Origin of the sequence: Alteromonas antoniana, from assembly GCF_019249295.1 — a bacterium.
Lineage (GTDB): Bacteria > Pseudomonadota > Gammaproteobacteria > Enterobacterales > Alteromonadaceae > Alteromonas > Alteromonas antoniana.
This window is the reverse complement of sequence record NZ_JAESDH010000012.1, coordinates 12,373-34,937: the sequence shown is the minus strand read 5'-3', so window position 1 is coordinate 34,937 and position 22,565 is coordinate 12,373. Positions and strand designations below refer to the sequence as shown.

Annotated in this window: 26 protein-coding genes and 1 other annotated feature; of the genes, 16 read left to right on the top strand and 10 right to left on the bottom strand. The window is 50.1% G+C overall.

The window, feature by feature from the left end:
* Nucleotides 1-327: 327 nt before the first annotated feature.
* From JKP77_RS11520 to JKP77_RS11500, 5 genes are all read right to left on the bottom strand, one after another.
* Entirely contained in the window at nt 328-645 is a 318-nt protein-coding gene (locus tag JKP77_RS11520) for a hypothetical protein (RefSeq protein WP_218311354.1), read from the bottom strand.
* A 140-nt stretch (nt 646-785) separates the two neighbouring features.
* A complete protein-coding gene (tsaB, locus tag JKP77_RS11515) occupies nt 786-1,475 on the bottom strand; it encodes a tRNA (adenosine(37)-N6)-threonylcarbamoyltransferase complex dimerization subunit type 1 TsaB (RefSeq protein ID WP_218311352.1) in 690 nt (229 codons plus the stop codon).
* 3 nt (nt 1,476-1,478) lie between these two features.
* Complete coding sequence (locus JKP77_RS11510; RefSeq protein WP_218311350.1) at nt 1,479-3,404, bottom strand: DNA repair helicase YoaA; 1,926 nt, start codon at nt 3,402-3,404, stop codon at nt 1,479-1,481.
* Nucleotides 3,405-3,495: 91 nt separating this feature from the next.
* Nucleotides 3,496-4,815, bottom strand: coding sequence for an alpha-amylase family glycosyl hydrolase (locus JKP77_RS11505; RefSeq protein ID WP_218311349.1), 1,320 nt, complete (start codon nt 4,813-4,815; stop codon nt 3,496-3,498).
* 107 nt (nt 4,816-4,922) lie between these two features.
* Nucleotides 4,923-5,822: a sulfite exporter TauE/SafE family protein gene (locus JKP77_RS11500; protein ID WP_218311463.1), complete on the bottom strand. Its 900-nt coding sequence runs from the start codon at nt 5,820-5,822 to the stop codon at nt 4,923-4,925.
* Nucleotides 5,823-5,949: 127 nt separating this feature from the next.
* Between JKP77_RS11500 and JKP77_RS11495 the strand changes: the two genes are divergently transcribed.
* From JKP77_RS11495 to JKP77_RS11470, 6 genes are all read left to right on the top strand, one after another.
* Nucleotides 5,950-6,444, top strand: a complete 495-nt coding sequence (locus JKP77_RS11495; RefSeq protein ID WP_218311347.1) for a DUF2244 domain-containing protein — start codon at nt 5,950-5,952, stop codon at nt 6,442-6,444.
* Nucleotides 6,437-7,651, top strand: a complete 1,215-nt coding sequence (locus JKP77_RS11490; RefSeq protein WP_218311345.1) for a saccharopine dehydrogenase family protein — start codon at nt 6,437-6,439, stop codon at nt 7,649-7,651. The genes JKP77_RS11495 and JKP77_RS11490 overlap by 8 nt, the downstream gene beginning before the upstream one ends.
* Nucleotides 7,652-7,814: 163 nt before the next feature.
* A complete protein-coding gene (locus JKP77_RS11485) occupies nt 7,815-8,060 on the top strand; it encodes a DUF6482 family protein (RefSeq protein ID WP_218311344.1) in 246 nt (81 codons plus the stop codon).
* A 109-nt stretch (nt 8,061-8,169) separates the two neighbouring features.
* Nucleotides 8,170-9,027: a TraB/GumN family protein gene (locus JKP77_RS11480; RefSeq protein WP_218311342.1), complete on the top strand. Its 858-nt coding sequence runs from the start codon at nt 8,170-8,172 to the stop codon at nt 9,025-9,027.
* A 240-nt stretch (nt 9,028-9,267) separates the two neighbouring features.
* Nucleotides 9,268-9,840, top strand: coding sequence for a lipid-binding SYLF domain-containing protein (locus JKP77_RS11475; protein ID WP_218311340.1), 573 nt, complete (start codon nt 9,268-9,270; stop codon nt 9,838-9,840).
* Nucleotides 9,841-10,051: 211 nt separating this feature from the next.
* Complete coding sequence (locus tag JKP77_RS11470) at nt 10,052-10,912, top strand: PEP-CTERM sorting domain-containing protein (RefSeq protein WP_218311338.1); 861 nt, start codon at nt 10,052-10,054, stop codon at nt 10,910-10,912.
* A 34-nt stretch (nt 10,913-10,946) separates the two neighbouring features.
* On the opposite strand, the gene JKP77_RS11465 is transcribed toward JKP77_RS11470, so the two are convergent.
* The gene (locus JKP77_RS11465; protein ID WP_218311337.1) at nt 10,947-11,294 is read right to left on the bottom strand and encodes a hypothetical protein; all 348 of its coding nucleotides are present in this window, start codon (nt 11,292-11,294) and stop codon (nt 10,947-10,949) included.
* 150 nt (nt 11,295-11,444) lie between these two features.
* Nucleotides 11,445-11,565: a sequence feature (His leader region), on the top strand.
* A gap of 39 nt (nt 11,566-11,604) precedes the next feature.
* Here JKP77_RS11465 and hisG point away from each other — a divergent pair.
* The 8 genes from hisG to hisIE are packed head-to-tail and all read left to right on the top strand — an operon-like array spanning nt 11,605 to nt 18,710.
* Nucleotides 11,605-12,507, top strand: a complete 903-nt coding sequence (hisG, locus tag JKP77_RS11460) for an ATP phosphoribosyltransferase (protein ID WP_218311335.1) — start codon at nt 11,605-11,607, stop codon at nt 12,505-12,507.
* A 6-nt stretch (nt 12,508-12,513) separates the two neighbouring features.
* Nucleotides 12,514-13,827, top strand: a complete 1,314-nt coding sequence (gene hisD / locus JKP77_RS11455; RefSeq protein ID WP_218311334.1) for a histidinol dehydrogenase — start codon at nt 12,514-12,516, stop codon at nt 13,825-13,827.
* The gene (hisC, locus tag JKP77_RS11450) at nt 13,820-14,902 is read left to right on the top strand and encodes a histidinol-phosphate transaminase (protein ID WP_218311332.1); all 1,083 of its coding nucleotides are present in this window, start codon (nt 13,820-13,822) and stop codon (nt 14,900-14,902) included. Before hisD ends, hisC begins: the two co-directional genes overlap by 8 nt.
* Complete coding sequence (hisB, locus tag JKP77_RS11445) at nt 14,899-15,969, top strand: bifunctional histidinol-phosphatase/imidazoleglycerol-phosphate dehydratase HisB (protein WP_218311331.1); 1,071 nt, start codon at nt 14,899-14,901, stop codon at nt 15,967-15,969. Before hisC ends, hisB begins: the two co-directional genes overlap by 4 nt.
* Nucleotides 15,969-16,571 (top strand): imidazole glycerol phosphate synthase subunit HisH, encoded by a 603-nt coding sequence (hisH, locus tag JKP77_RS11440; RefSeq protein WP_218311329.1) that lies wholly within the window; start codon nt 15,969-15,971, stop codon nt 16,569-16,571. Before hisB ends, hisH begins: the two co-directional genes overlap by 1 nt.
* A complete protein-coding gene (gene hisA / locus JKP77_RS11435; RefSeq protein ID WP_218311328.1) occupies nt 16,571-17,308 on the top strand; it encodes a 1-(5-phosphoribosyl)-5-[(5-phosphoribosylamino)methylideneamino]imidazole-4-carboxamide isomerase in 738 nt (245 codons plus the stop codon). Before hisH ends, hisA begins: the two co-directional genes overlap by 1 nt.
* Nucleotides 17,290-18,087 carry an imidazole glycerol phosphate synthase subunit HisF gene (gene hisF / locus JKP77_RS11430; RefSeq protein WP_218311326.1) on the top strand — a complete coding sequence of 266 codons (798 nt, stop codon included), beginning with the start codon at nt 17,290-17,292 and terminating at the stop codon, nt 18,085-18,087. The genes hisA and hisF overlap by 19 nt, the downstream gene beginning before the upstream one ends.
* Nucleotides 18,087-18,710: a bifunctional phosphoribosyl-AMP cyclohydrolase/phosphoribosyl-ATP diphosphatase HisIE gene (gene hisIE / locus JKP77_RS11425; protein WP_218311324.1), complete on the top strand. Its 624-nt coding sequence runs from the start codon at nt 18,087-18,089 to the stop codon at nt 18,708-18,710. Before hisF ends, hisIE begins: the two co-directional genes overlap by 1 nt.
* Here the strand turns inward: hisIE and JKP77_RS11420 are convergent.
* On the bottom strand, nt 18,670-19,401 hold the full coding sequence (locus tag JKP77_RS11420) for a substrate-binding periplasmic protein (protein WP_218311322.1): 732 nt from the start codon (nt 19,399-19,401) through the stop codon (nt 18,670-18,672). The genes hisIE and JKP77_RS11420 overlap by 41 nt on opposite strands.
* A 153-nt stretch (nt 19,402-19,554) precedes the next feature.
* Here JKP77_RS11420 and lepB point away from each other — a divergent pair, with 153 nt between their 5' ends.
* Nucleotides 19,555-20,199 carry a signal peptidase I gene (gene lepB, locus JKP77_RS11415; protein ID WP_338024866.1) on the top strand — a complete coding sequence of 215 codons (645 nt, stop codon included), beginning with the start codon at nt 19,555-19,557 and terminating at the stop codon, nt 20,197-20,199.
* Nucleotides 20,200-20,216: 17 nt separating this feature from the next.
* Here the strand turns inward: lepB and soxR are convergent, their stop codons facing one another.
* Nucleotides 20,217-20,654 (bottom strand): redox-sensitive transcriptional activator SoxR, encoded by a 438-nt coding sequence (gene soxR, locus JKP77_RS11410; protein WP_218311321.1) that lies wholly within the window; start codon nt 20,652-20,654, stop codon nt 20,217-20,219.
* A gap of 73 nt (nt 20,655-20,727) precedes the next feature.
* Between soxR and JKP77_RS22560 the strand changes: the two genes are divergently transcribed.
* Nucleotides 20,728-20,859, top strand: a complete 132-nt coding sequence (locus tag JKP77_RS22560; protein ID WP_274608659.1) for a hypothetical protein — start codon at nt 20,728-20,730, stop codon at nt 20,857-20,859.
* Between the two features lie 162 nt (nt 20,860-21,021).
* On the opposite strand, the gene JKP77_RS11405 is transcribed toward JKP77_RS22560, so the two are convergent.
* Nucleotides 21,022-22,146, bottom strand: a complete 1,125-nt coding sequence (locus JKP77_RS11405; protein WP_218311319.1) for an alanine racemase — start codon at nt 22,144-22,146, stop codon at nt 21,022-21,024.
* A gap of 3 nt (nt 22,147-22,149) precedes the next feature.
* On the bottom strand, nt 22,150-22,545 hold the full coding sequence (locus JKP77_RS11400) for an MAPEG family protein (RefSeq protein WP_218311317.1): 396 nt from the start codon (nt 22,543-22,545) through the stop codon (nt 22,150-22,152).
* Between the last annotated feature and the right edge of the window lie 20 nt (nt 22,546-22,565).

The following is a 22,565-nucleotide window of genomic DNA, read 5'->3' as shown; positions in this document are numbered from 1 at the left end:
ATCCGGCGATGCGCTGAAAATATCCTGCAGACCAACGCCAGAAAAACGATCTGCATATAAACCGCACTGCGTCGAAACGTAGTTATGGTAATCAGCCATCTGTTAGTACTGACATAGGTCATTACTCGTTCACTGCACATGCAACTTACACTATCACCGATGTAGTGAAAACCGTGTGACAATCTGTAACCGACCGCTGCGTTAAAAAAGAAAACAAGACGAAGGTTGCGCAGAAGACACTGTTGGTTCTCGTATTCAGCGTATTGATAATCAGGGGGAGTACGGTATAGAGAAGCGTTTATGGACACGCAGGAGGACGTTGGCTGCTCAGGCGTAAATATCTACACCAAACATTGCTCTTACGTTGTCGCGCTGATCGGATTTTGCCAGGGCATTGTAGGTGGCGATAGCAGAACGAGACTGGTTGTTACTCTCTTCTCTAATGAACTGCTGGTACTGCTCTGCTTGCGCATAGTCTTTTTCAGAGCTGGGCGCTCTAACGACAGGCGGGCGTTCATCTCTTGCCTGTTGCTGCCTCTCTTGCTCCGGTTGCACTTTTTCTATGACAGACTCAACCGCAGACGCGTTTCGTCTGCTCTGCAACGCATCAGCAGAGGATAAAGAAAATGATGTATTAATAATCATAATTTTACTATAGCAACAAAATGTCCGAAGTTCTCATTTCACCAGCCTGCTTATTTTATACGCAGGATTGCCGAATATCTATCAGATTTCGCCCTGTCATTCATCGTGAGCTGTTTAGAATTGCAAAAATCTGGCCAAACCTACTCTCTGCCCGGTAGCTTCTTCCAGGTCACTTTGTCTCTGAGATACACAGGCTCAACGTCCGCTGCTAAGACGGCTTCATTACGCAACAATGACGCGTTGGCCAATGGCAGCATTGCCTCTGCAGCGGGATAAAGCACGCCTGCTGTTAACTCTGCTTTTGCAGTAAAATCAGAAAGCACCTCATAGGCTGCCCATCCGGTGCCGGCTACTACAGCGTCGCTTTCCTTACAATGGGTAAACGCTTCTTCTGGCGGACAAACTTTTTCTGGCACTAGAGACTCGAGACTGTCAGACGTTTTCTGATAGGCAGCAAAGTACACCTCACCCATGCGCGCATCGATTGCCGTATATACCGTTGAGGCTTCGCTGGCCTTTGCCGCCTCCCAGGCCATGGCAGCCAGCGTACTGACACTCACAACCCGTAACCCGGTGCCAAGCGCCAGTCCCTGAATCATGCCAGTAGCAATACGTACACCGGTAAAACTGCCGGGGCCACGGCCGTAAGCCAGGCAATCAAGCTCACTTAGAGAGAGACCGGCTTCCTTTAAAACGTCATCCACCATGGGCAACAATTTCTGACTATGTTGCTGCGGACATATTTCAAACCGGCTATATACGGTGTCGCCATCCTGTAATGCAACGGAACACGCCTCTGTAGCGGTATCTATGGCTAGAATTCGGGTCATCGTTTACTGCTCATCGTCATCTATGGTGGAAAGAAAAGATTCTACCTCGTCGAGGCTGCGGGTGCGACGCATATCCGGCAAACTTGCCAGGAACGTCTGGGCATAATGACGGGTTACCAGACGATTATCACAAATTACCAGCACACCTTTATCGGAAGGATCCCGAATTAACCGCCCGGCCCCCTGCTTCAGCGTAATCACCGCCTGGGGGATCTGAATTACCGCGAACGGATTCGCGCCGCGTTTTTTCACGTCATCAATACGTGCCTGCAGCAGCGGATCGTCCGGCGACGCAAACGGCAGTTTATCGATCATGACGCACACAAGATCACTACCACGAACGTCTACACCTTCCCAGAACGCCCCCGTGCCAAGCAACACCGCGTTTTGATCAGCCAGATAGGCGTCCAGTAATGCTTGCTTGGTGGTTGTCCCCTGCACTAACAGCGGATTATCCACCTCATGCTCTAAGCGTTCAGCTATCAGTTTGAGCATGGCGTGGCTGGTAAATAACAAGAAGCAACGCCCTTTGCTGGCTTTTATTAAGCGCTTGGCAGTGTCCAGCAACGTGTTGCGCATCTCGAAGCTGTTAGGCTCAGGAAGATGCCGGGGTACACACAGCACCGCCTGTTTCTGATAATCAAACGGGCTATCCAGCCCCAGTGTTTTTGCGTCTTCAAGCCCCATTCTGCGCTGAAAATGCTCGAATCCACCGTTTACCATCAGCGTCGCGGATGTAAACACCCATCCCCGCGGTGGCGAGGAAACAAAATGGCGAAACTTTGCCGCAATAGACAGCGGTGTGAGGTGCATAATAAGGTGTCTGGGTGTGGTTTCGTACCAGAGGCTTACCCCATCCTGTAGATTGTCGCTGAGCGCATCAAGTTTTTCGCGGGCCTGCACAATTCGCTCGTACAGATTGTCGAGATCTTTATCCCGCCCGATGTGCAGCTTACAGACTTCGTGAAGCACGCCTAACGATTCGGCAAGTTTGCCGACTTCTGCACGAACGTCATCCCGCTCTAATGCTTCGGCCCAGTTCCCGCGCTGCGGATTTTCCGGGAACAGCAACCGTAAATCTGACGCTATCATCCGGCATTTGTCAGCAGCTTTATCGAGCTGTTCGGCATCTTTCAATACGGTTCGGTATATCAGTGTGACGTCTTTCGACAGGTCATGAAGCTGCCTTGTAGAGAGCGACTCGCCAAAGTAATCACTGGCAATATCCGGAATTTGGTGGGCTTCATCAAAAATGATGGCGTCGGCCTCGGGGATCAGTTCGCCGAACCCGGTATCCTTTAACGCCATATCGGCAAAGAAAAGGTGATGATTGACTACAATCACATCGGCATCCAACGCTTTTCTGCGCGCCTTCACCAGATAGCAATCCTCGTAATCAGGGCAGTCGCGCCCCAGACAGTTATCCACTGTTGAAGTTACCAGCGGAAGCACACGGGCATCTTCAGGCAAGGCTTTGAGTTCGCCCATGTCACCGGTTTTTGTGGTAGTCGCCCATTGCCGCACTGTCGAAAGCTGTCCGAGGACCTCTTTATCTACCAGTGTCGAGTTGCCGCCATGCTGCGCCACGCGGTGCAGGCAGAGATAATTTGCACGTCCTTTTAATAAGGCAGTTTTACGACGACTGGCGAGTGCTTTTTTCACCAGTGGCAAATCGCGGTGATACAGCTGTTCCTGAAGGTTTTTGGTTCCGGTGGAAATAATCGCTTTTCCTTCAGACAGCAACACCGGCCCCAGGTAGGCAAACGTTTTTCCTGTACCGGTTCCCGCCTCTACAATCAGGCTATGTTCATTGTCTATGGCAGATTTAACGGCATTGGCCATATCTGTCTGCGCCTGCCTGGGCACAAAACCAGAGATGGCTTTTGCAAGCTCACCATCTGCAGAAAAAAGTGTCGACACCGACGCCATAACTGCCTTCTTTGCTACGAAAAACCGGCATTATGCCAAAAGTCTTTTAGTAAATCCGGGAAAATCGACATTTCCCGGCGAAAGATCAGCCTCAGCGAAGGCCCGACCTGACAAACAACCGGTAATCCCATGGCGCAAGAGTCATTGTGGTGTCGGCGTCAAAACGATATTGCTGACGGCGAAAAAAATCCTCAAACTCACCATGATAAAGAGCTTCGCTGAAGCTCACTTCAACGTCTGTATCGCCTAGATTCAAAACCACAAAGACCGCATCGCCATTCTGCTGGCGGACAAAGCTAAATACGTCGGGCTGTGCACTGTTAGGAACCTGAATCATTCTGGCGCCAAAGGGACCATTCCACAGTGCCGGGATTTGCTTTTTTAATGCAATCAGCTGTGTGTACAGCGTACCTATTTCATGCGGCTGCCAGTCAATCGGATCGCGCTCAAAGAAAGCCAGACGTTTACTTTCACCCGCCTCCTGCCCGTTATGTATCAGCGGCATACCTTCACCGATAACGGAAAGCACAATCGCGGCTTCTAACGCTTTACCGAACTGTTCATGCTGTGTGCCATCCCAGGCATTTTTATCGTGATTACTGACAAAGGTCATGCGATACGCCTGACGTGGCCATGCCCGCTCATTCCATGAATAATATTTGCGCAGTTTGTCCACTGAACCTTTTCCGTGCGCAATATCGTGCATCACTTCATTCCACGTCCAGGCATAGGTCATATTGAAGGCCTGTTCGTGTAAATCACGATCTTCCCATTCAGCCAGCATGAATACCGGCTTGACTGCATCTAGCGCAACTCTGGCCTGATGCCAGAAATCATTAGGCACATACCCGGCCACATCACAGCGAAACCCGTCGATATCAAATTCTCTTACCCAGTAACACAGCGCGTCAATCATGTAATCGCGCAATGCCGGGTTATCATAATCGAACTCAATAATGTCGTCCCAGTCCCACCAGGGCGATGGCCGGAAATCTCCCTTGTAGTCACGTGCATACCAGTCAGGATGAGTTGTCACCAGCTCATTATCCCAGGCACTGTGATTCGGCACCCAGTCAATAATCACTTTCATGCCTCTGTCGTGGATCGCACGGATAAGCTGACGAAGGGAATGGCTGTCACCAAATTCAGAATTGATACCGTAATAGTCTTTTACGGCGTAAGGGCTTCCTAATTCGCCCTTGCGGTGTTTTTCACCAATCGGGTGAATTGGCATTAACCAGATGATATCTGCGCCCAGCGCCCTGATGTCGTCCAGACCGGCCCTTACTCCGTCGAAGTTTCCCGATTCACTGAACTGACGCGTATTCACCTGATAAATGACGGCATCTTTTGACCAGTCAGGCTGCTGCAACTGATAAGGCGATTTCGGCTTATGGCGAGGTGTAGACATGACAGCTCCCGGAAAGTGGCTTAAAGGTATTTATACCTACCCACCATAAAGAACGTTCAGCCCCCCTTCAACTTCTTGACGCAAACCAACGTCGATGAGGACGACACTTAAAAGACAGGCAACCCGCTCACGCCCATAATGAATACCCAGCTTGCGAAAAACAGTTTGAGTCTGGTTGGAGAAAACGCCAGCACAACCCGCTTAGCAAGGATCCCCCCAATCACCGCCCCAAGACCGGCAAACAGCACCACTTCCCAAATAATCGCACCTGAGATGAGAACATGATATACCGCAGCCCCCCAGACAGATGCAGCAGAAAGGATAACCGCCAGCGCAATGGCCATGGTCACGCTGAAGCCGCGGATAATCAGATACACCGCCACCAGTTCCCCTACCCCGACTGACAACCACGCGGTTATTGCGCCGCCAGCAAAAGCAACGAAAGGCAGAAATAAGATATCGAGTTGCGAAAATCTGGTGGTGAAAACGGTACGTTTCAACAAGGGGACTGAGGCGAGAATTGCGAGCGCCAGTAGAATTGAAAAAATACCAAACCCTAAGTGCAGCGCCTCCATGTTTCCCTTCAGCGCATCAAGACGAGGGGTAATAAGAGGCCCGTATTGGGCAAGCCATATACCACAAAGTGAGGCAGGCACCGTCAGTACGAGGCCACTTTTGAGCCCCTGCCACGCAGCGGCCTTTTGACAATGCTCCCGATAAAATCGCCACCAGGTAATAGCGCCGGCAGTCATCCCGCAGCATTGAATAGCAAAACTTGTAGCGATTATCGCTTGCGGATTGTATCCCAACTGGTTGAAGAACGGCACGAACACGACACCGCCACCAGCGCCGGTCGCGTTAGCGAAAATCGCACCGACTACGCCCAAAAACAGAAAGCCGGAATAGGTACCGATAAGCTCAGCCAGATTATCCTGCGAGCTGACTATCACAAGCCAGCAAACAAACAAGAAAAACCGGTAAGGATGTTGCGAAACCAATGACTTCAGGCTATTCACAAGATAATGTCCAACGCTGCAATGTCGCTAAGGTTGCCAGAACCTTTCAGAAATTTAAATCTGAATCTGCTACGTTTTACGTTTAAATGTAAACATAACGTAAACACCCGGACACAGTATGTTGATTACCCGCACTTCTGAACAGGAGCTGTCCGTTCGGCTTTGTCCTAACCGAAGTGCTACCTGGCAACAGACAAAGTGGCTGATTGCACTGATGGGATTGGTAATCTTCATCATTGCGGTTGGCTGGCTTATGGCCGGAGTCTGGGTGATCCTGCCGTTTGCTGGCATAGAAACCGGACTGCTGGCCTTCCTCTTCTACCGCGTTTCACAATCAACTTACCAATATCAGGATATTATTATTAAACCAGAATCCATTCTGGTATCCGTTGGCAAACGTGCCCCTGTGCTCACGCTGCCGCGTAACAGCAGTCATCTGGCGTTTTACGAGGGAGAGACTGACTGGCATCTCCCCGAGTTACAGCTGATATCTCCACCGCATAACATTGTAATCGGACAGTTTTTGAATCATGCTGACCGTCATCGCTTACGCCATATCCTGTCAGATGCCGGGATAATGGTTTGCCGGAAAAACTGGTGGAAACATGACTGAAAAACGCAAGTACGACATTATCTTGTTTGGTGCAACGAGCTTTGTTGGTCAGATTATTACAGGTTATCTCGCTAACAGACTCGACGCGTCATGTTGGGCCGTTGCAGGCAGAAATGAAGAAAAGCTGCGGACAGTACTGGCACAGCATGGCTGTACGGACACAGACATGATGGTGGTAGATGCCAATGACGACAAAGCGCTGCATGACATGTGTCAGCAGGCTTCGGTTATTATTACCACAGTAGGCCCCTACGCCCTCTACGGCGAAAGCGTTGTCGCCGCCTGCGCAGAAACAGGCACTGGCTACGTCGATCTGACCGGAGAGCCGCAATGGATCAAAAAAATGCAGGATAAGTATCAGGAAACGGCAAAGCAACATGGTGCGCAAATTGTCCATTGTTGTGGTTTTGATTCCATTCCCTCAGATATGGGCGTGTATTTCCTACAGCAACATGCGCAGCAAAAGTTTCAGTCAGCCTTCTCAACGGTCGCTATGCGAGTTCACCGCATAAGAGGCGGCGCATCAGGCGGCACTGTGGCCAGCATGCTGAATCTCGTTGAAGAAGCCGGCAAAGACAAAGCGATTAAGAAGCAACTGTCAAACCCCTATTTACTGTGTGGTGAAAATGACGCCAGCGTGCGTCAGCCTAATGTCAAAAAAGCCTGCTACGATCCTGTAACCGGCGCCTGGATAGCGCCGTTTATTATGGCAGCGATAAACACTCGGGTGGTGCACTGGAGTAACTGCGCGATGGCGTACCCGTACGGAAAAAGTTTCCGTTACGAAGAGGCAATGGTCACTGGCCGCAAGCGCAAGGGGGCGATACGGGCATGGACAATGACACTGGGACTCGGCGGCTTCATGGTTGCGGCGTCTGTTTCGTGGCTGCGCACCCTGCTTGAAAAATACTGGCTTCCAAAACCAGGAGAAGGTCCTTCAGAAAAAGCACAGCAACAGGGCTTTTATGATATCCGCTTCTATGGCGAAACCTCTGATGGAAAACGTGCGGCTGCACGAGTGACCGGCGACCGTGATCCGGGTTACGGCTCTACCGCAAAAATGCTCTCAGAGTGTGCCATTCTGTTGGTTTCAATGCGTGATGAGGGTACAGCACCGAGCGGACAGTTTTCTCCTGCAAGCTGTTTCGGCGACGCGTTAATCCCGCAATTAAGCGAACATGCGGGCTTACGATTTGAGATTGTATAGCGACGACAATGCCTTCGCACCGGCCAATCATCATCTGTTCACAACGTAAAATCTTGTGCGCTTGGACGGAAATGGATGGGCAACGTCCAGGCATCATTACCTAACTTTAATGATCATATTTCACAGCGCTACGATACTTATTGAAAGCAATCTGGAGAGCGCTATGAATTTGTATATTGAATCGATTGAAGGTGGCAATTACGTGGTTGCTACCGGTGAGCCCGACAGTCAACAACCGCTTATGGTTGCTGAAGGCAAACCCCGGACATTCCATTGTCTGAACGAGATCCGTACTCATTTTGAAGGGAAATCATTCAGTAAGGTGTGGCTCAGACAGGCAACGCCATACGAAGAAATGGTTGGACAAACCAGTCAGGATACAACGCTGGACATGGAAATTGACTGGTAGTCTGGCCGTCTGTATCGTCCGCAGCATTAGTTGATGAGTGGCCGACTTCAAAGTAAAGTGAGATGTCGCGGATACGCGAACGGATTATTATCATTTGAAGGAGTCACTCATGCGTCGTATCGCATCACTGGCGTTAGCATCTCTGCTAGCCCTCCCCGCTTACTCTGCGTCGGTTTGGAAAGTTTCTGACGGCGAAAATACCATGTATCTGGGTGGTACATTGCACATTCTCAGTCCGCAGGATTATCCGCTACCGGAAGAATATAAAACCGCATATAGCCAAAGCGATGCCCTGGTTTTCGAAACTGACATCGCTGCACTTAGCACTCCCGAGTTCGCTCAGAAGTCATTACAAATGCTGACCTATGGCGAAGGAGGGTCGTTAAAAGATGATGTAAGTGATGACACCCTGAAACAACTCGAAACGCATTTAGCGGCTCGCGGGGTACCTGTAGACAGATTTATGAACCTGCGCCCAGCTCTGGTTGGGATCTCGCTGAGCATGATTGAATTTCAGCGCCTTGGACTTACCAGTCAGGGCGTAGACAAGTACTACTACACGTTGGGGATGGGAGATGGCAAAGCCATGCATTATCTTGAATCTCCGGAACAACAGCTCACTTTCATTTCCAAGATGGGCGAAGGCAATGAAGATGCGTATGTCAGCTACGCCATCGAGGATGTCAAACGGATGCCTGAAATGCTGGGCGACCTGAAAGACGACTGGCGCGAGGGAGACATGGCAAGCTTCTATGCGTTATCGATGGAAGAGTTTGCCGATGAATATCCGGACATCTATGACCTGCTTCTTACGTCCAGAAATAACAACTGGATGCCCGTACTTACAGACCTGATGACTACACCGGAGACGGAGTTTGTATTAGTCGGCGCGATGCATATTCCTGGCGACACCGGGTTAATTACCCAACTTAAAGCAAAAGGTTACAGCGTAGAACAAATGAAGTAGCCATTCCTCAGGAGCCGTGCTGCGCTTTGTCAGCATGGCTTTTCAACACCGAGTCCTTTACGTTGAAAGTCCGTTTCTTTTTTATCCCTCTCCCCCCGCCTGCTTAATAGTTTTCGCACTCTTTGCCCTTTTGCGGCAACTCGCACACTTCTTGCTAAGCTTACTTAGCAAATGCTCCCGGTGATGGCACCGATAGGTAATTGCATTTGTAAAAATGATGAAGACAAACAGGAGATCATCATGAGTATAAAGAAGTTGTGGTTTATGGGGGCACTGCTCACCGGGTCGCTAATGCTGTTTGGTTGCGCTTCGATGGGAGACGGAACTGTTGCTGAAAAGCAACAAGCTATCCTGGATATGCAACAAACAACACTGACCCGCCTGTATGCTGAGAAACCGGACACCCGGGCGCAGATAGCCAACTCGGCAGGCTATGCCGTTTTTAGTAATGCAAATGTTAACGTCATTTTCTTTGCCGCAGGCACCGGTTACGGTGTCGTGACAAACCAGGCTTCAGGCTCACGTACCTATATGAACATGGCCGAGGGCGGTGTAGGCCTGGGACTGGGTGCGAAAGATTATCGAATTGTTATGGTGTTCCACAGCCAGGACTCATTAAATTACTTTGTTGAAAATGGCTGGGCCGTTGGCGGCAATGCTGATGCCACTGCGAAAGCTGCAAATAAAGGCGCTTCTGCGGAAGGCGAAGACTATCTGGGTAATGTCACGGTCTATACCATGACAGAGAGCGGACTGGCACTTCAGGCAACCATCAAGGGAACCAAATTCTGGAAAGATAAAGAATTGAATTAATTTTACTTTTTGCGCGCATGTGGCCATGCGCGCACTGTCTGCTTTTTTTACAGCAAGATTTTACAGGATAAGTATTAAAACCTTGTAATAATAACAAACCTCATACTACTAAAGTATAAAGAATAAAAAATTAAACTTTAAAATCAAACAGTTACCAATAGGCCCAACATTTGCTGGTGTAGTTTCGGTTAACATGGAACCGGAGATTAACATGAAGCAATGGAAGTACGCTCTTCCCCTCGTAGTAATGACCTCTACTTCTCAGGCAGCCTATGTCAAATTAGGTGACTGGCAGTCTGACGGCAGCGGCGTGAATTGGGAAATGGGCGAACAAGAAACACGTGTCACTCAATTAAATAATGGTGGCCCAAGCACATTTTTTTCAGGTATGTCTGGCCTTAACAAGTCAGTGAAAGGACAATTCGCAGTATCTGGCGAAGATGATGATTATGTAGGTTTTGTTCTCGGTTATAATGCCGGGGAAGCCTTCGCCTCTCAGACTGACTTTCTTCTTATTGACTGGAAGAAAGCAGGACAGACCAACGGTACATTAGGCCTGGCGAGCCGAGGACTGGCTATCTCTTATGTATCCCAGGGCCTTGGCGCAGTGGCGGGTGGGGACGGCAACGTCACCGACAGCTGGTCTAAAACCTGGACCCACGATTCAGATGAGGGTGTTACCGAACTGAAGCGCGGTGAAAACCTCGGTGACGAAGGTTGGGAAACCGGTAACTTTGATGAAGAGGCATCAGAAGATAACGCGGTTTACACTTTCGAAATAAACTACTCAAGTGACTTGGTTGAAGTGTTCATTGATGATGAACTGGAAATAAGTCTGACCGCAGAAGAAGCTGTTAATGCAGGTATCGACCTGCCGGACGGATTCACTGATGGCGGTTTTGGGTTTTATAATTTCACTCAGGATGACACTACCTTCGGGAATGTTGAAATCACTGAGTTAGCGCAGGCACAAAACCCGAGCATTGCTGCAGTATCAGCACCCGCTACCGCGCTGCTGTTTGGCGGTGGTCTTGCAGGTCTGTTTCTGCGAAGAAACCGCAAAACATCGTAACGCATTGTCAGGGCCGGTATCCCGGCCTTTCTTTCTACACAAACTTGTCGATATGTTTTCGCCGCTTTGGCAAGTGTTCGTCACTTTCCGCTGATTTCTTGCCGGATTCATCATAGCTGTCAGCGACATCTGCATCTGACTGCCCGGACGACTCCTGCGAAGACGCATCCTGCCCTCCGGATTGTTTCCCCTGCGATTGCTGGTGCTCGCGGTACTGCTCTTTTTCACTGACCTTACGCTGACTACTGTGTACCTCTCGCTCCTCTTCATTTAATGCTTCGGTATTAATCATCGGATCAATACGCTTGATCTGGCCACGGTCTTTAACCGGTACCTGATTGTTTGCACGCGGGATAATAGAAAACAGTAAATCGTTGCTCATAGTGAAAAGTTTTAAGTTATATCCATAAATTTAGACCACATTACAACAAAGGGTTCAATGGGTGTTGCAAAATGCGCATCTTTTAGCTACTGTTTCCGGCGTTGAAAACAGGAACATCTGTAAAGAATTTATGAACTATACTGCGCTAAACCATCACCACCACCATAAAGCATAGCCTTTCAGGTTTGTGCTGGAAGGTTATTGTTTCCTTCCAGTGGCGCAGAAAAAAGATTCTCGACCCCCGGAAGGAAACTTCCGGGGGTTTTTCGTTTTAGGGCGCACAATTAAATAAACTTAAGGAAAGTCAAAGATGAGTAACAGCAGAAGACTTCGCATTGCGGTACAAAAATCGGGTCGTCTCAGCGACGACAGTATTGCGCTGCTTAAAGCCATTGGAATTAAACTGAACATTCGTGACCGCTTGCTGATTGCTCATTCAACGAACCAACCAATCGACTTGCTGCGCGTGCGAGATGATGACATCCCCGGACTGGTCATGGATGGCGTGGTCGACATGGGCTTTATCGGCGAAAACGAGTTAGAAGAAAAAATGCTGGAGCGCCGTGCTGCCGGAAAACCTGCTGATTATGAAGTGCTTCGCAGACTGGATTACGGCGGTTGCCGCTTGTCTATCGCGGTACCCAATGAGATGACGTACGAAGGTGCCAGCGCCCTTGAAGGCAAAAAAGTCGCCACCACCTACCCCTTTTTACTTGAGCGTTACTTTAAAGAACAAAACATCAACGCCAAAGCTGTGATGTTAACCGGCTCAGTAGAAGTCGCGCCTCGTGCCGGCGTTGCCGATGCAATCTGCGACCTCGTATCCACTGGTGCCACGCTGGAAGCCAATGGTCTGGTGGAGAAAGATGTAATCTTCCGCTCCAAAGCGGTGCTGATTCAGCGTGCAGATGGTGACATACCGGAGGAGAAAGCAGAGCTGATTTCTCGCCTCGTGCCGCGTATCGACGGTGTCATGCAAGCCAAAGAAAGCAAATATATCATGCTGCACGCGCCGAAAGCCTATCTGGAGCAGGTGAAAAGTCTGCTTCCCGGTGCAGAAAATCCTACGGTATTACCGCTCGCGGGTGTCGATGACACTGTGGCGATCCACGTAGTAAGCCCTGAAAACCTGTTCTGGGAGACTATGGAAAAGCTGAAGGCGCTGGGTTGCAGCTCTATTTTGGTAATGCCAATTGAAAAAATGATGGGATAACGCGCGATGATCACCTGGTCTGAATTATCCAATGATGGCAAACGTGACGCTTTATTGCGTCCGGCCATGAAAGACAATCAGAAATTAAAAAAGACAGTCGGAGATATCATTCGTGCAGTACGCGCGAAAGGCGATGAGGCAGTGTTGTCATTCACACAGGATTTTGACTGCGCCTCATTGTCTGAACTGGCGCTGTCGCAAGGTAAGTTGAAGCAACTGGCTGACTCGGTTTCGCAGGAAGTCAAAGCTGCCATTGACACCGCTTACGACAATATTAAGCGTTTTCACGATGCACAACAGCCTGAAAGTATTACGCTGACAACCACTGCCGGCGTGACCTGCGAGCAACACTTTACCGCGCTGGAAGCAGTAGGGTTATATATTCCCGGCGGCAGCGCTCCGCTCCCTTCAACGGCACTGATGCTGGGCGTACCTGCCCTGGTAGCGGGCTGTGAAAGGAAAGTACTGTGTACGCCGCCAAACTCCGACGGACTTATCGCGCCAGAGATTGCGTACGTCGCAATAAAATGTGATATCCGCGAAGTCTATTTATGTGGCGGCGCCCAGGCCATCGCGGCTATGGCATTTGGCACCGACACCATCACCAAGGTCGATAAGATTTTCGGTCCGGGTAACAGCTATGTGACTGAAGCCAAACAACAGGTAAGCCTGAGCGCTGATGGCGCAGCCATCGATATGCCAGCCGGCCCTTCAGAGGTTCTGGTATTAGCTGATAAATCAGCCAGGCCCGATTTTGTTGCCTCCGACCTGCTGTCTCAGGCCGAACACGGTCCTGATTCACAAGCCATATTAGTCACTGATGACGCCAGCCTGATTAATAAAGTAAAAGGTGAAGTCAGTGAACAATTGGCATTGCTATCCCGTGGCTCAATCGCCAGCGAAGCGATGGAAAATGCGCGCTACATTCTTACCCGCGATCTTGATGAAGCCATTGAGGTCAGCAACCAGTATGCGCCAGAACATTTAATTGTGCAGGTCAATCAGCCACGTGAAGCCTTAAAACGCATTAAGCACGCAGGCTCTGTGTTCCTGGGTCCCTGGACTCCTGAGTCTGCCGGTGATTATGCTTCCGGCACCAACCACGTGTTGCCAACTTATGGCTATGCCCGAAACTACTCCAGCCTGGGCCTGCTGGACTTTATGCGTCGCTACACCGTGCAGGAGCTTACGCAAGATGGCATGCGCCAACTTGGGCCCACGATTATGACACTGGCAGACGCTGAAGGACTGGACGCCCACAAAAAAGCTGTGGCACTTCGCATGGATGTGCTGACATCAGAGGATGACACCAATGAGTGATTTGCTTTCCCGACTGATCAATGAAAATCTGATCCCGCTCAAACCCTATGAGTCAGCCCGACGTCTCTACTCTGGCGGTCAGGATTGGCTGAACGCCAACGAGTCGCCCTTTGCGAATGACTACAGTGTGGACAGCAGCAGCTTTAATCGCTATCCCTCTTGTCAGCCTAATGCGGTTGTTGATGGCTACGCAGGCTACGCTGGCGTAGCGACCGAACAGCTTATTGTCACCCGCGGCGCAGATGAGGGCATTGAGTTACTTATTCGCACTTTTTGTACGCCGGGTAAAGACAACATTCTGATTTGTCCGCCAACCTACGGCATGTACGCGATAAGCGCAGAAACCTGTGATGTCGGCGTAAAAAAAGTGCCGCTTAACCAAGACTTTTCGTTAAACGTAAACGCCATTTGTGACGAAGATGACGTCAATCTGATTTTTATATGTTCACCGAATAATCCGACGGGAACACGGGCTGATGTTAACGATGTAGAGAAGGTTTTATCTCACTTTAAAGACCGTGCTCTGGTGGTAATGGACGAAGCCTATATTGAGTTTGATTCTGATGGGTCGTGGGCCGACAAACTGGCACAATATCCCAATCTCGTTGTCCTTCGCACCTTGTCCAAAGCATTTGGATTGGCCGGGCTGCGCTGCGGATTTACGCTGGCATCCGCAGAGATCATTCAGTCTCTGCTCAAAGTTATAGCGCCCTATCCTATTCCGGAGCCAGTTGCACAAATTGCTGCGCAGGCACTGAATAAGGAAGGCCTGGCCCGTGTCGCGCTGCAGGTGGAAACATTAAATTCTCACCGTCAGGCCCTGAAAGAGGCACTTGCAGCACGTTCCGGTATCACACTGGTAGGTGACACCACTGCCAATTTCGTGTTGTTCCGGTTCGAGCAGAGTCAGGCTCTTATGTCTTTTCTGGTGGAAAATGGCATGTTGATCCGCGATCAGTCCAAACAGCTGAACCTGCAAAACTGCCTGAGGGCAACCGTGGGCAATGAAGAACAAAATGCCCGCCTGCTAACATTAATTGATTCATTTTTAGAACAAACAGGAGTGTCGGCATGAGCCAGCAAGCCATACTTTTTATTGACCGTGACGGCACACTGGTTGAAGAACCCCCTGTCGACAAACAACTCGACAGCCTGGAGAAACTGGTATTTGAACCGGATGTGATCCCGGTGTTACTGAAACTCCAGTCTGCCGGTTTTTCACTGGTGATGGTAAGTAACCAGGATGGTCTGGGTACAGACAGCTTTCCTCAGGAAGATTTCGACAAGCCGCACAATGCCATGATGCAGGTATTTGCTTCACAAGGTGTTACGTTTGACGATGTGCTGATTTGCCCCCATTTTGACAGCGACAACTGCAGTTGTCGCAAACCCAAATTAGGTCTGGTAAAAGATTACCTGCAACAAGGACGCGTGGACTTTGCCCGCTCTTACGTCATTGGCGATCGCGATACCGATATGCAACTCGCTGAAAATATGGGTATTCGCGGTCTGAAGTACAGCCCTGAGGGAAATAACTGGAAAGCGATTGAGAAAGCATTGCTTGCCTCTTCCCGTATTGCAGAGGTGGTGCGTAAAACCAGCGAAACCGACATTAAAGTTCGTGTCGATCTGGATTCAACCAAAAAGTCTGAGATTGCAACCGGCCTTGGCTTTTTCGACCATATGCTCGACCAAATCGCCACACACGGTGGATTTGAGATGCAGGTGTCGGTGACGGGTGATCTGCACATTGACGATCACCACAGCGTAGAAGACACTGCGCTGGCGTTAGGTGAAGCGCTGAAAAAGGCACTTGGCGACAAACGGGGTATTGGACGCTTTGGTTTTGCGCTGCCAATGGATGAATGCCGTGCAGAATGCATCATGGATATCTCTAATCGTCCGCACCTGAAATTTGAAGCAGACTTCAGCCGTGACCAGGTAGGTGAAATGGCCACTGAGATGGTACCGCACTTTTTCTATTCACTGGCACAAAGCATGGGCTTGTCACTACACCTGTCCACCAGCGAAGGGAACGCGCACCATCAGGTAGAAAGTCTGTTCAAAGTCTTTGGACGTGCATTGAGACAGGCAATTACCCGTCAGGGAGATGCCCTCCCAAGCAGTAAAGGAGCACTGTAATGGGCCAGAGGATAGTTATTGTCAACACAGGATGCGCCAACATCTCTTCGGTGCGGTTTGCTCTGGAGCGCTTAGGCGTGAGTGTGGAAGTCTCGTCAGAAGACAACGTTATTAAGTCTGCCGACAAGGTGTTTCTTCCCGGGGTAGGCAGTGCGTTTGCTGCAATGCAAAGTATTGAAGCCAAAAACCTCACCGCAACACTCCAGCAATTAACGCAGCCAGTACTCGGCGTCTGCCTGGGTATGCAACTGATGGTAGAAAGTTCTGCCGAGAGTCGCGATGGTAACGTGAATTGTCTGGGGTTGATGCCGGGTCGTGTAGAGCGGCTGAAAGCGGGAGATTTACGTCTTCCTCACATGGGCTGGAACACAGTAAAAGCACAATCTGATTCCCCGCTTTTCACCGGTATCCCCGACGACACCTATTTTTATTTTGTGCACAGCTTTGCCGTTCCCGTCTACGAACGCACACTGGCAAGTTGCGAATACGGACAACCGTTCTCCGCTGCACTGGAATACAAAAACTATTTTGGTGTGCAGTTTCATCCGGAGCGCAGTGGCGAAGCCGGCGCACAACTTTTAACTAACTTTGTGAACATGTAATGATTATTCCGGCAATTGACTTAATCGACGGCCAAGTCGTCAGGTTGTATCAGGGTGATTACAACCAGAAAACCGAGTATTCACTGGACCCGGTCGACGTCGTACACAGTTACGCTGACCAGGGCGCAAAGTGGCTGCATATTGTTGACCTAACCGGCGCGAAAGACACCTCCAAACGACAGCTTGATCTCATTCGCCGTATGGTTGATACCAAGCGAATGGCATTCCAGGCGGGCGGCGGCATTCGTTCTGAGAAAGAAGTGGAACAGCTGTTGGAATCGGGTGTTAGCCGGGTTGTCGTCGGTTCGCTGGCGGTGAAGTCTCCGGAAACAGTGAAGCAATGGGTTACCCGCTACGGTGCAGAGCACATTGTACTGGCACTGGATATCAATATTGACGATGCCGGGAATAAGTTTATCGCTACCCATGGCTGGCAGGAAAACTCCGGCGTGTCGCTGGAGGCCATCCTGAACGACTTTGCCGAGGTAGGCGCTAAGCACGTACTGTGTACCGATATCAGCCGTGACGGCACCTTACAGGGCCCTAATGTGGAACTTTACAGCGAAGTGGCCAAAGCGTTTCCAAACGTTTCATGGCAGGCCTCGGGCGGCATAGGTGGTCTTCATGATATCGAAGCATTAAAGCCAACTCAGGTAGGCGGCGTTATTTTAGGGCGCGCGCTGCTGGAAGGAAAGTTTACCGTTAAGGAGGCTATAGCATGCTGGCAAAACGTATAATTCCCTGCCTGGACGTTCGCGACGGCAAGGTTGTGAAAGGCGTCCAGTTTCGGAATCATGAAATTATCGGTGACATCGTGCCACTGGCTGAGCAATACGCCAAGGCCGGTGCCGATGAGCTGGTTTTCTATGATATCACCGCCAGCTCCGATCAACGGGTGGTAGATAAAAGCTGGGTAAGCCGAATTGCCCAGGTAATTGATATTCCCTTTTGCGTGGCCGGCGGCATTAAGTCGGTTGAGGATGCCGGACGTATTCTGGAAATGGGGGCAGATAAGATCTCTGTTAATTCCCCTGCGCTTACCGCACCGTCACTGATTAATGAGTTACACGATGTTTTCGGGCAACAATGTGTGGTCATCGGTATCGATAGCTTCTTTAACGAAGCGTCAGGTCACTATGAGGTGTATAAATTTACCGGTGATGAAAGCCGTACACAGCAAACTCAGTGGCAAACTCAAGACTGGATAGCAGAAGTTCAGCAACGCGGTGCCGGTGAGATAGTCCTTAACTGCATGAATCAGGATGGCGTACGCAAAGGCTATGACATCGCGCAGCTAAAAGCCATACGGGAAGTGTGTAATGTGCCGCTCATTGCTTCTGGTGGTGCAGGTGCCATTGAACATTTTGCTGATGTGTTTAAGCAGGCAGATGTAGACGGGGCTCTGGCCGCATCTGTATTCCATAAAGGCATAATTGACATGCAGGAATTAAAAAGTGCGCTATCCGCGCAGGGGATACCGATGAGAAAACGCCACTCACTGGGAGAAGGATTGTAATGATTACTAAAGAAAATATGGGCGCACTGGCGTGGGGAAAAATGGATAACCTGTTACCGGCCATTGTTCAGGACGCGCGCAGTGGCAAAGTGCTGATGCAGGGCTATATGAATCAGGAAGCACTTGATACCACCCTCTCGTCACAAAAAGTCACATTCTACAGCCGCTCCAAATCGCGATTATGGCAAAAAGGCGAAACCTCCGGGAATACCCTGAAACTGGTTTCTGTCAGTGCAGATTGTGATAGCGACGCGTTGCTGATTCTGGCCACCCCGGTTGGTCCTACCTGCCACACTGGCGCGGAATCATGCTGGTTCAATGGCGATACTACCGACTTCACCTTTCTGGCCGATCTGGAAACCGTATTGTCAGCGCGTAAGTCCGCTGATCCGGACTCCAGCTACACGGCACGCTTGTACAACAAGGGTATAAAACGTATTGCTCAGAAAGTCGGTGAAGAAGGTGTTGAAGCCGCACTGGCAGCGACCGTCCAGGACAAAGAAGAGTTACTGAACGAATCTGCCGACTTGCTTTACCATCTCACAGTGCTCTTACAAGCCAGTGACTTAGAGTTGAGCCAGGTTATTGCGGTGTTGCGCGAGCGCCATCAACCGACTGACTAGCCAGCATCCGCGCAGATTGTTGTAGTTCAAGCACAAGCGGCTTTGCCATTTTTGGGGAAGCCGCCAGAAAGCCCTCCACCTTTAATTCCGGTATAAACATCACCGTTTCGAGCGCTTCGGCCTTCATGCCAAAGGCATGGGCAGAATACGGAATGAGCGCCGGGTCCTCAATGATCATATCTACGGTGCCCAGCTTAAGCTGCTGCCAGGAACAGTGAATATCAGCGCAAGACATTAAGTTCTTGCCTTCCTGCAGCCCGTTGGCAATCAACCAGTCAAACCCGATATCATGACGCTGCGCTGAAAATGCGTATTGGAGAAGATCAGAATTCGACCTGACATGAATGTCCCTGCGAGTGGCAAGCTTAACTAATGCCAGCCGAAATTCACTCACCGGCGCAATCCAGAAAAACTGCGACTCCCGCTCTGGGGTGCGTGCCAGAGAATAAACTAACGCATCATCTCGTTTCGATACCATCCGCAACGATCTTGCCCACGGCATCAAAAGGAATTCGACGTCATAACCAGCATTTTCGAGAATTTGTCTAACCAGCGTTGTTGAACTGCCAACCACGTCCTCTTTCTCATTCATGTAATGATATGGAGGAGAAGATTCAGTATAGACATAGAGCGTATCTGCCGTTGTCACATTACTTAACAACCACAACACCGCAGCGATAAGCCATTTCACAACATACTTCCTGAACATTATTTCCTCAAATGTAGCATACGAATTTTGTCAACCGCCACATTCACATTTGCATTTGGTTACATTTACAGGGGAACTGCACAGAAAAATGTGACTCTACCTGTTGGCGCACCACAATTTTTAAACAGGAAATTCATGATGAAGAAAGGGAAACTGGTCTCTATTTACAAAGAAAACAAGCAGCTTTTATTGTTTATCGTACTGATGTTTACATTCAGAAGCAGCTTTGCCGACTGGTACGATGTACCCACAGGCTCAATGAAGCCAACCATTGTTGAAGGCGATCGCATTTTAGTAAATAAAATGGCATACAGACTCGACCTCCCTTTCACGGATATCGCGGTTATGGAAACCGGAACACCACAGCGTGGGGACATTGTGGTTTTTAACAGCAAGGCTGCGGATAACCGATTAGTTAAGCGCGTAATAGGCATTCCGGGTGATGTCATCAGCATGGATAGGAACCGCTTAATCATAAACGGAGAGCGTGTGCGATACAGTGGCGCACCGGCAGCAATGACAGAGACCATCGGTGACAAGCGCCACGCTATGCAACTGACGCCTCCACTGGCCGAGAGGCACAGCTTTGGCCCGGTCACGGTACCGGAAGGACATTTACTGGTTTTGGGTGATAACCGTAACCACAGTGCAGACTCGCGCTATTATGGCTTTGTGCCCCAGACTGAATTACTTGGCAAAGCATCCCGCGTGTTAATTTCACTGGATCCGGAAGACTACTACCTGCCACGTACTGAACGCACATTCACAGCAATGCGTTAATCTGGCAAGGGCGTTGTTCAGGAGCCGGATTGCAACAATACCGGCCCGGGCCCTTTCTCAGACAGCTTGTCGTTCTGGTTGTACAACGGACACTGCTTCATTGACAGACATCCACAGCCTATACACCGGGTGAGGCTTTTTTCCAGCTGTTGTAGCTGTGCAATTCGCGCCTGCAATTGCACCTGCCATCGGCTGGCCATGGCTTCCCACTGATGTTGCTGTGGCGCGCCAAACGCTGGCAGTTCAGCAAACACATCAATAATTTCTTTTAGCGGGATCCCTAGCTGTTGGGCGACTTTTATGATCGACACCCGCCTGATGGTATCGCGCCCAAAGCGTCGCTGATTCCCGGAATTGCGCCGACTGGTGATAAGCCCTTCCCGCTCATAAAAATGCAGCGCAGACACATTTACTCCACAGCGCTTTGCCACTTGCCCGACTGTTAGTTCATTCATTTAAAAAAAATCTTTACCTCAACCATTGTTGAGGTTTTAGCATGGAGTCTGATAAAAACGCAAGGAACTAAAGATGAACACAACAACTACCTGCCAACTACCCGCCCGCCAGGTGACAGGAAACCGTAAAAAACAAAACGCAAAAGTTCGTATCTGGCTACGTGCCTACACAGCACTTTTCAACAACACCATGACAATAAAGTAGTCACTGTGGAGCTCGACTGGGCATAGCTGCTATGAAGCTCGTCTGGGCCTGGTCGCCAAGACATAGTCACTACAAAGCTCACCAGGTTGTAGTTGCTCTATCGCAAGCGTTGAGATGATACGGCTTGGGCCATCGTTATACCGACAAGCGACGTATACTGGCCTACCAGCCGGAAATGCGCGGCCACGATTCAGCTACCGTGTTGTCTCTGACCAGATAATAGCTGGGAAACTGCGCTGCCGTGGCGCAGGCATGGATGGGGAGAATGCGAAGACGGTGTCCGTAACTAAACGCCTCGACAGTTGCGTTGGGGTTATGCATATGACTGATAATGCCATGTTCCTGATTGGTTTGACTGACGTACCATCCATCAAGAATGTTTCCCAGCTCATCGCAGACCAGGCCATAGCCGCAATCCACATCATGAGACGCGGTGCCCTGATCCCGTGACAATGCCATCCAGCCGGCATCAATCAATACCTGCCCTTTGTCTGGTTGCGTCCCTATGACAGTAGTAAGTACGGACATAGCAATGTCATCAAACTGGCAAACGCCCAGCCCCGCCATTACGCAGTCAAAGGTGGCGTAAACGCCGGCGCGAAGCTCAGTAATTCCCTTTCTTGACACATCGGAAAGTGCCGTGGGTGTGGAGCCCACTGACACCATAGGACAGGCAATTCCGGCCGCGTTCAAACGCGACACAGCCAGCAGAATACGCGATACCTCCTGCTCTGCCATTGTGCGGCGGGCATCATCGGTGAAACAGCCATAAGATGCTCCGGCATGTGCCACAACACCGGCAAACGATAGCGACCTGGCTTCTTCCAGACGCTGTGCAATCTCCAACAGAAGAGGCAAATCGGGCTTCAGCCCGGCCCTGTGATCGTCAACATCCACCTCTAACGCAACCGCCAGAGAACAGGCGCTGCGCCAGCGCGAGACCAACATCTCGCATGCATCCAGTGAATCAATAAGAACGGTGAGTTTTACGCCTTGCGCGAGCAGCAATTGCGTCTGTTCCAATTTATTTGGTGTCAGCGTAACCGCATACAAAATATCGGTATAACCGGCGCTGGCGAAGTATTCCGCCTCGGCCAGAGTAGAAACCGTGATTGGCATATCAGCTGGCGCATAATAGTGCGCTGCCTGCAGGCTTTTAAGCGTTTTCACATGAGGCCTGAAGGCAACACCCTGCGCTGACACGTGTTTTTTCATGCGTTCAGCGTTGGCCGAGAATTTCGCTTCGTCAATGAGACATGCTGGCGTAATCAGGCTATCCAGGCCCATCAGTTACAAACCAAAATGTATGACTACCAGGTTGGCGCATGCGGAAAGGAGAATCGCCAGGAATGTAGCAATCATTCCCACAAAACGCTGCCAGCTTGCTCCCTCATGCTGGCGCAGGCCATAAGCATGAAGTAAGCGACCAAAGAGCAGCAAACAGCTGATACCGTGGATGATCCAGGTGTAATCGCTGTTGGCTTCAAGACAAGCAATCATGATAAGGGTTAATGGCACGTACTCGCTGAAATTGCCATGGGCGCGCGTTAGCCGACGCAGATCTTCATTATCACCATCTCCAAGGCTGATGCGGTTGCTCCGTCTGACGCCTATCACCAGCAGCGACATATAGAGAAAACACAGACCTAACAAACTGGCATAAAATGCGGTAATTGGGAGTACCATAACTTCCTCTTTTACGGAGC

What these genes read in the sequence shown, in the direction of transcription:
- JKP77_RS11405 (WP_218311319.1), bottom strand. Translation starts at nt 22,146, where the DNA reads ATGGGCCTGGATAGCCTGATTACGCCAGCATGTCTCATTGACGAAGCG.
- hisF (WP_218311326.1), top strand. Translation starts at nt 17,290, where the DNA reads ATGCTGGCAAAACGTATAATTCCCTGCCTGGACGTTCGCGACGGCAAG.
- hisB (WP_218311331.1), top strand. Translation starts at nt 14,899, where the DNA reads ATGAGCCAGCAAGCCATACTTTTTATTGACCGTGACGGCACACTGGTT.
- hisH (WP_218311329.1), top strand. Translation starts at nt 15,969, where the DNA reads ATGGGCCAGAGGATAGTTATTGTCAACACAGGATGCGCCAACATCTCT.
- soxR (WP_218311321.1), bottom strand. Translation starts at nt 20,654, where the DNA reads ATGAATGAACTAACAGTCGGGCAAGTGGCAAAGCGCTGTGGAGTAAAT.
- hisA (WP_218311328.1), top strand. Translation starts at nt 16,571, where the DNA reads ATGATTATTCCGGCAATTGACTTAATCGACGGCCAAGTCGTCAGGTTG.
- JKP77_RS22560 (WP_274608659.1), top strand. Translation starts at nt 20,728, where the DNA reads ATGAACACAACAACTACCTGCCAACTACCCGCCCGCCAGGTGACAGGA.
- hisIE (WP_218311324.1), top strand. Translation starts at nt 18,087, where the DNA reads ATGATTACTAAAGAAAATATGGGCGCACTGGCGTGGGGAAAAATGGAT.
- JKP77_RS11480 (WP_218311342.1), top strand. Translation starts at nt 8,170, where the DNA reads ATGCGTCGTATCGCATCACTGGCGTTAGCATCTCTGCTAGCCCTCCCC.
- tsaB (WP_218311352.1), bottom strand. Translation starts at nt 1,475, where the DNA reads ATGACCCGAATTCTAGCCATAGATACCGCTACAGAGGCGTGTTCCGTT.
- lepB (WP_338024866.1), top strand. Translation starts at nt 19,555, where the DNA reads ATGATGAAGAAAGGGAAACTGGTCTCTATTTACAAAGAAAACAAGCAG.
- JKP77_RS11520 (WP_218311354.1), bottom strand. Translation starts at nt 645, where the DNA reads ATGATTATTAATACATCATTTTCTTTATCCTCTGCTGATGCGTTGCAG.
- JKP77_RS11505 (WP_218311349.1), bottom strand. Translation starts at nt 4,815, where the DNA reads ATGTCTACACCTCGCCATAAGCCGAAATCGCCTTATCAGTTGCAGCAG.
- JKP77_RS11495 (WP_218311347.1), top strand. Translation starts at nt 5,950, where the DNA reads ATGTTGATTACCCGCACTTCTGAACAGGAGCTGTCCGTTCGGCTTTGT.
- JKP77_RS11490 (WP_218311345.1), top strand. Translation starts at nt 6,437, where the DNA reads ATGACTGAAAAACGCAAGTACGACATTATCTTGTTTGGTGCAACGAGC.
- JKP77_RS11470 (WP_218311338.1), top strand. Translation starts at nt 10,052, where the DNA reads ATGAAGCAATGGAAGTACGCTCTTCCCCTCGTAGTAATGACCTCTACT.
- JKP77_RS11485 (WP_218311344.1), top strand. Translation starts at nt 7,815, where the DNA reads ATGAATTTGTATATTGAATCGATTGAAGGTGGCAATTACGTGGTTGCT.
- hisC (WP_218311332.1), top strand. Translation starts at nt 13,820, where the DNA reads ATGAGTGATTTGCTTTCCCGACTGATCAATGAAAATCTGATCCCGCTC.
- hisD (WP_218311334.1), top strand. Translation starts at nt 12,514, where the DNA reads ATGATCACCTGGTCTGAATTATCCAATGATGGCAAACGTGACGCTTTA.
- JKP77_RS11510 (WP_218311350.1), bottom strand. Translation starts at nt 3,404, where the DNA reads ATGGCGTCGGTGTCGACACTTTTTTCTGCAGATGGTGAGCTTGCAAAA.
- JKP77_RS11465 (WP_218311337.1), bottom strand. Translation starts at nt 11,294, where the DNA reads ATGAGCAACGATTTACTGTTTTCTATTATCCCGCGTGCAAACAATCAG.
- JKP77_RS11400 (WP_218311317.1), bottom strand. Translation starts at nt 22,545, where the DNA reads ATGGTACTCCCAATTACCGCATTTTATGCCAGTTTGTTAGGTCTGTGT.
- hisG (WP_218311335.1), top strand. Translation starts at nt 11,605, where the DNA reads ATGAGTAACAGCAGAAGACTTCGCATTGCGGTACAAAAATCGGGTCGT.
- JKP77_RS11475 (WP_218311340.1), top strand. Translation starts at nt 9,268, where the DNA reads ATGAGTATAAAGAAGTTGTGGTTTATGGGGGCACTGCTCACCGGGTCG.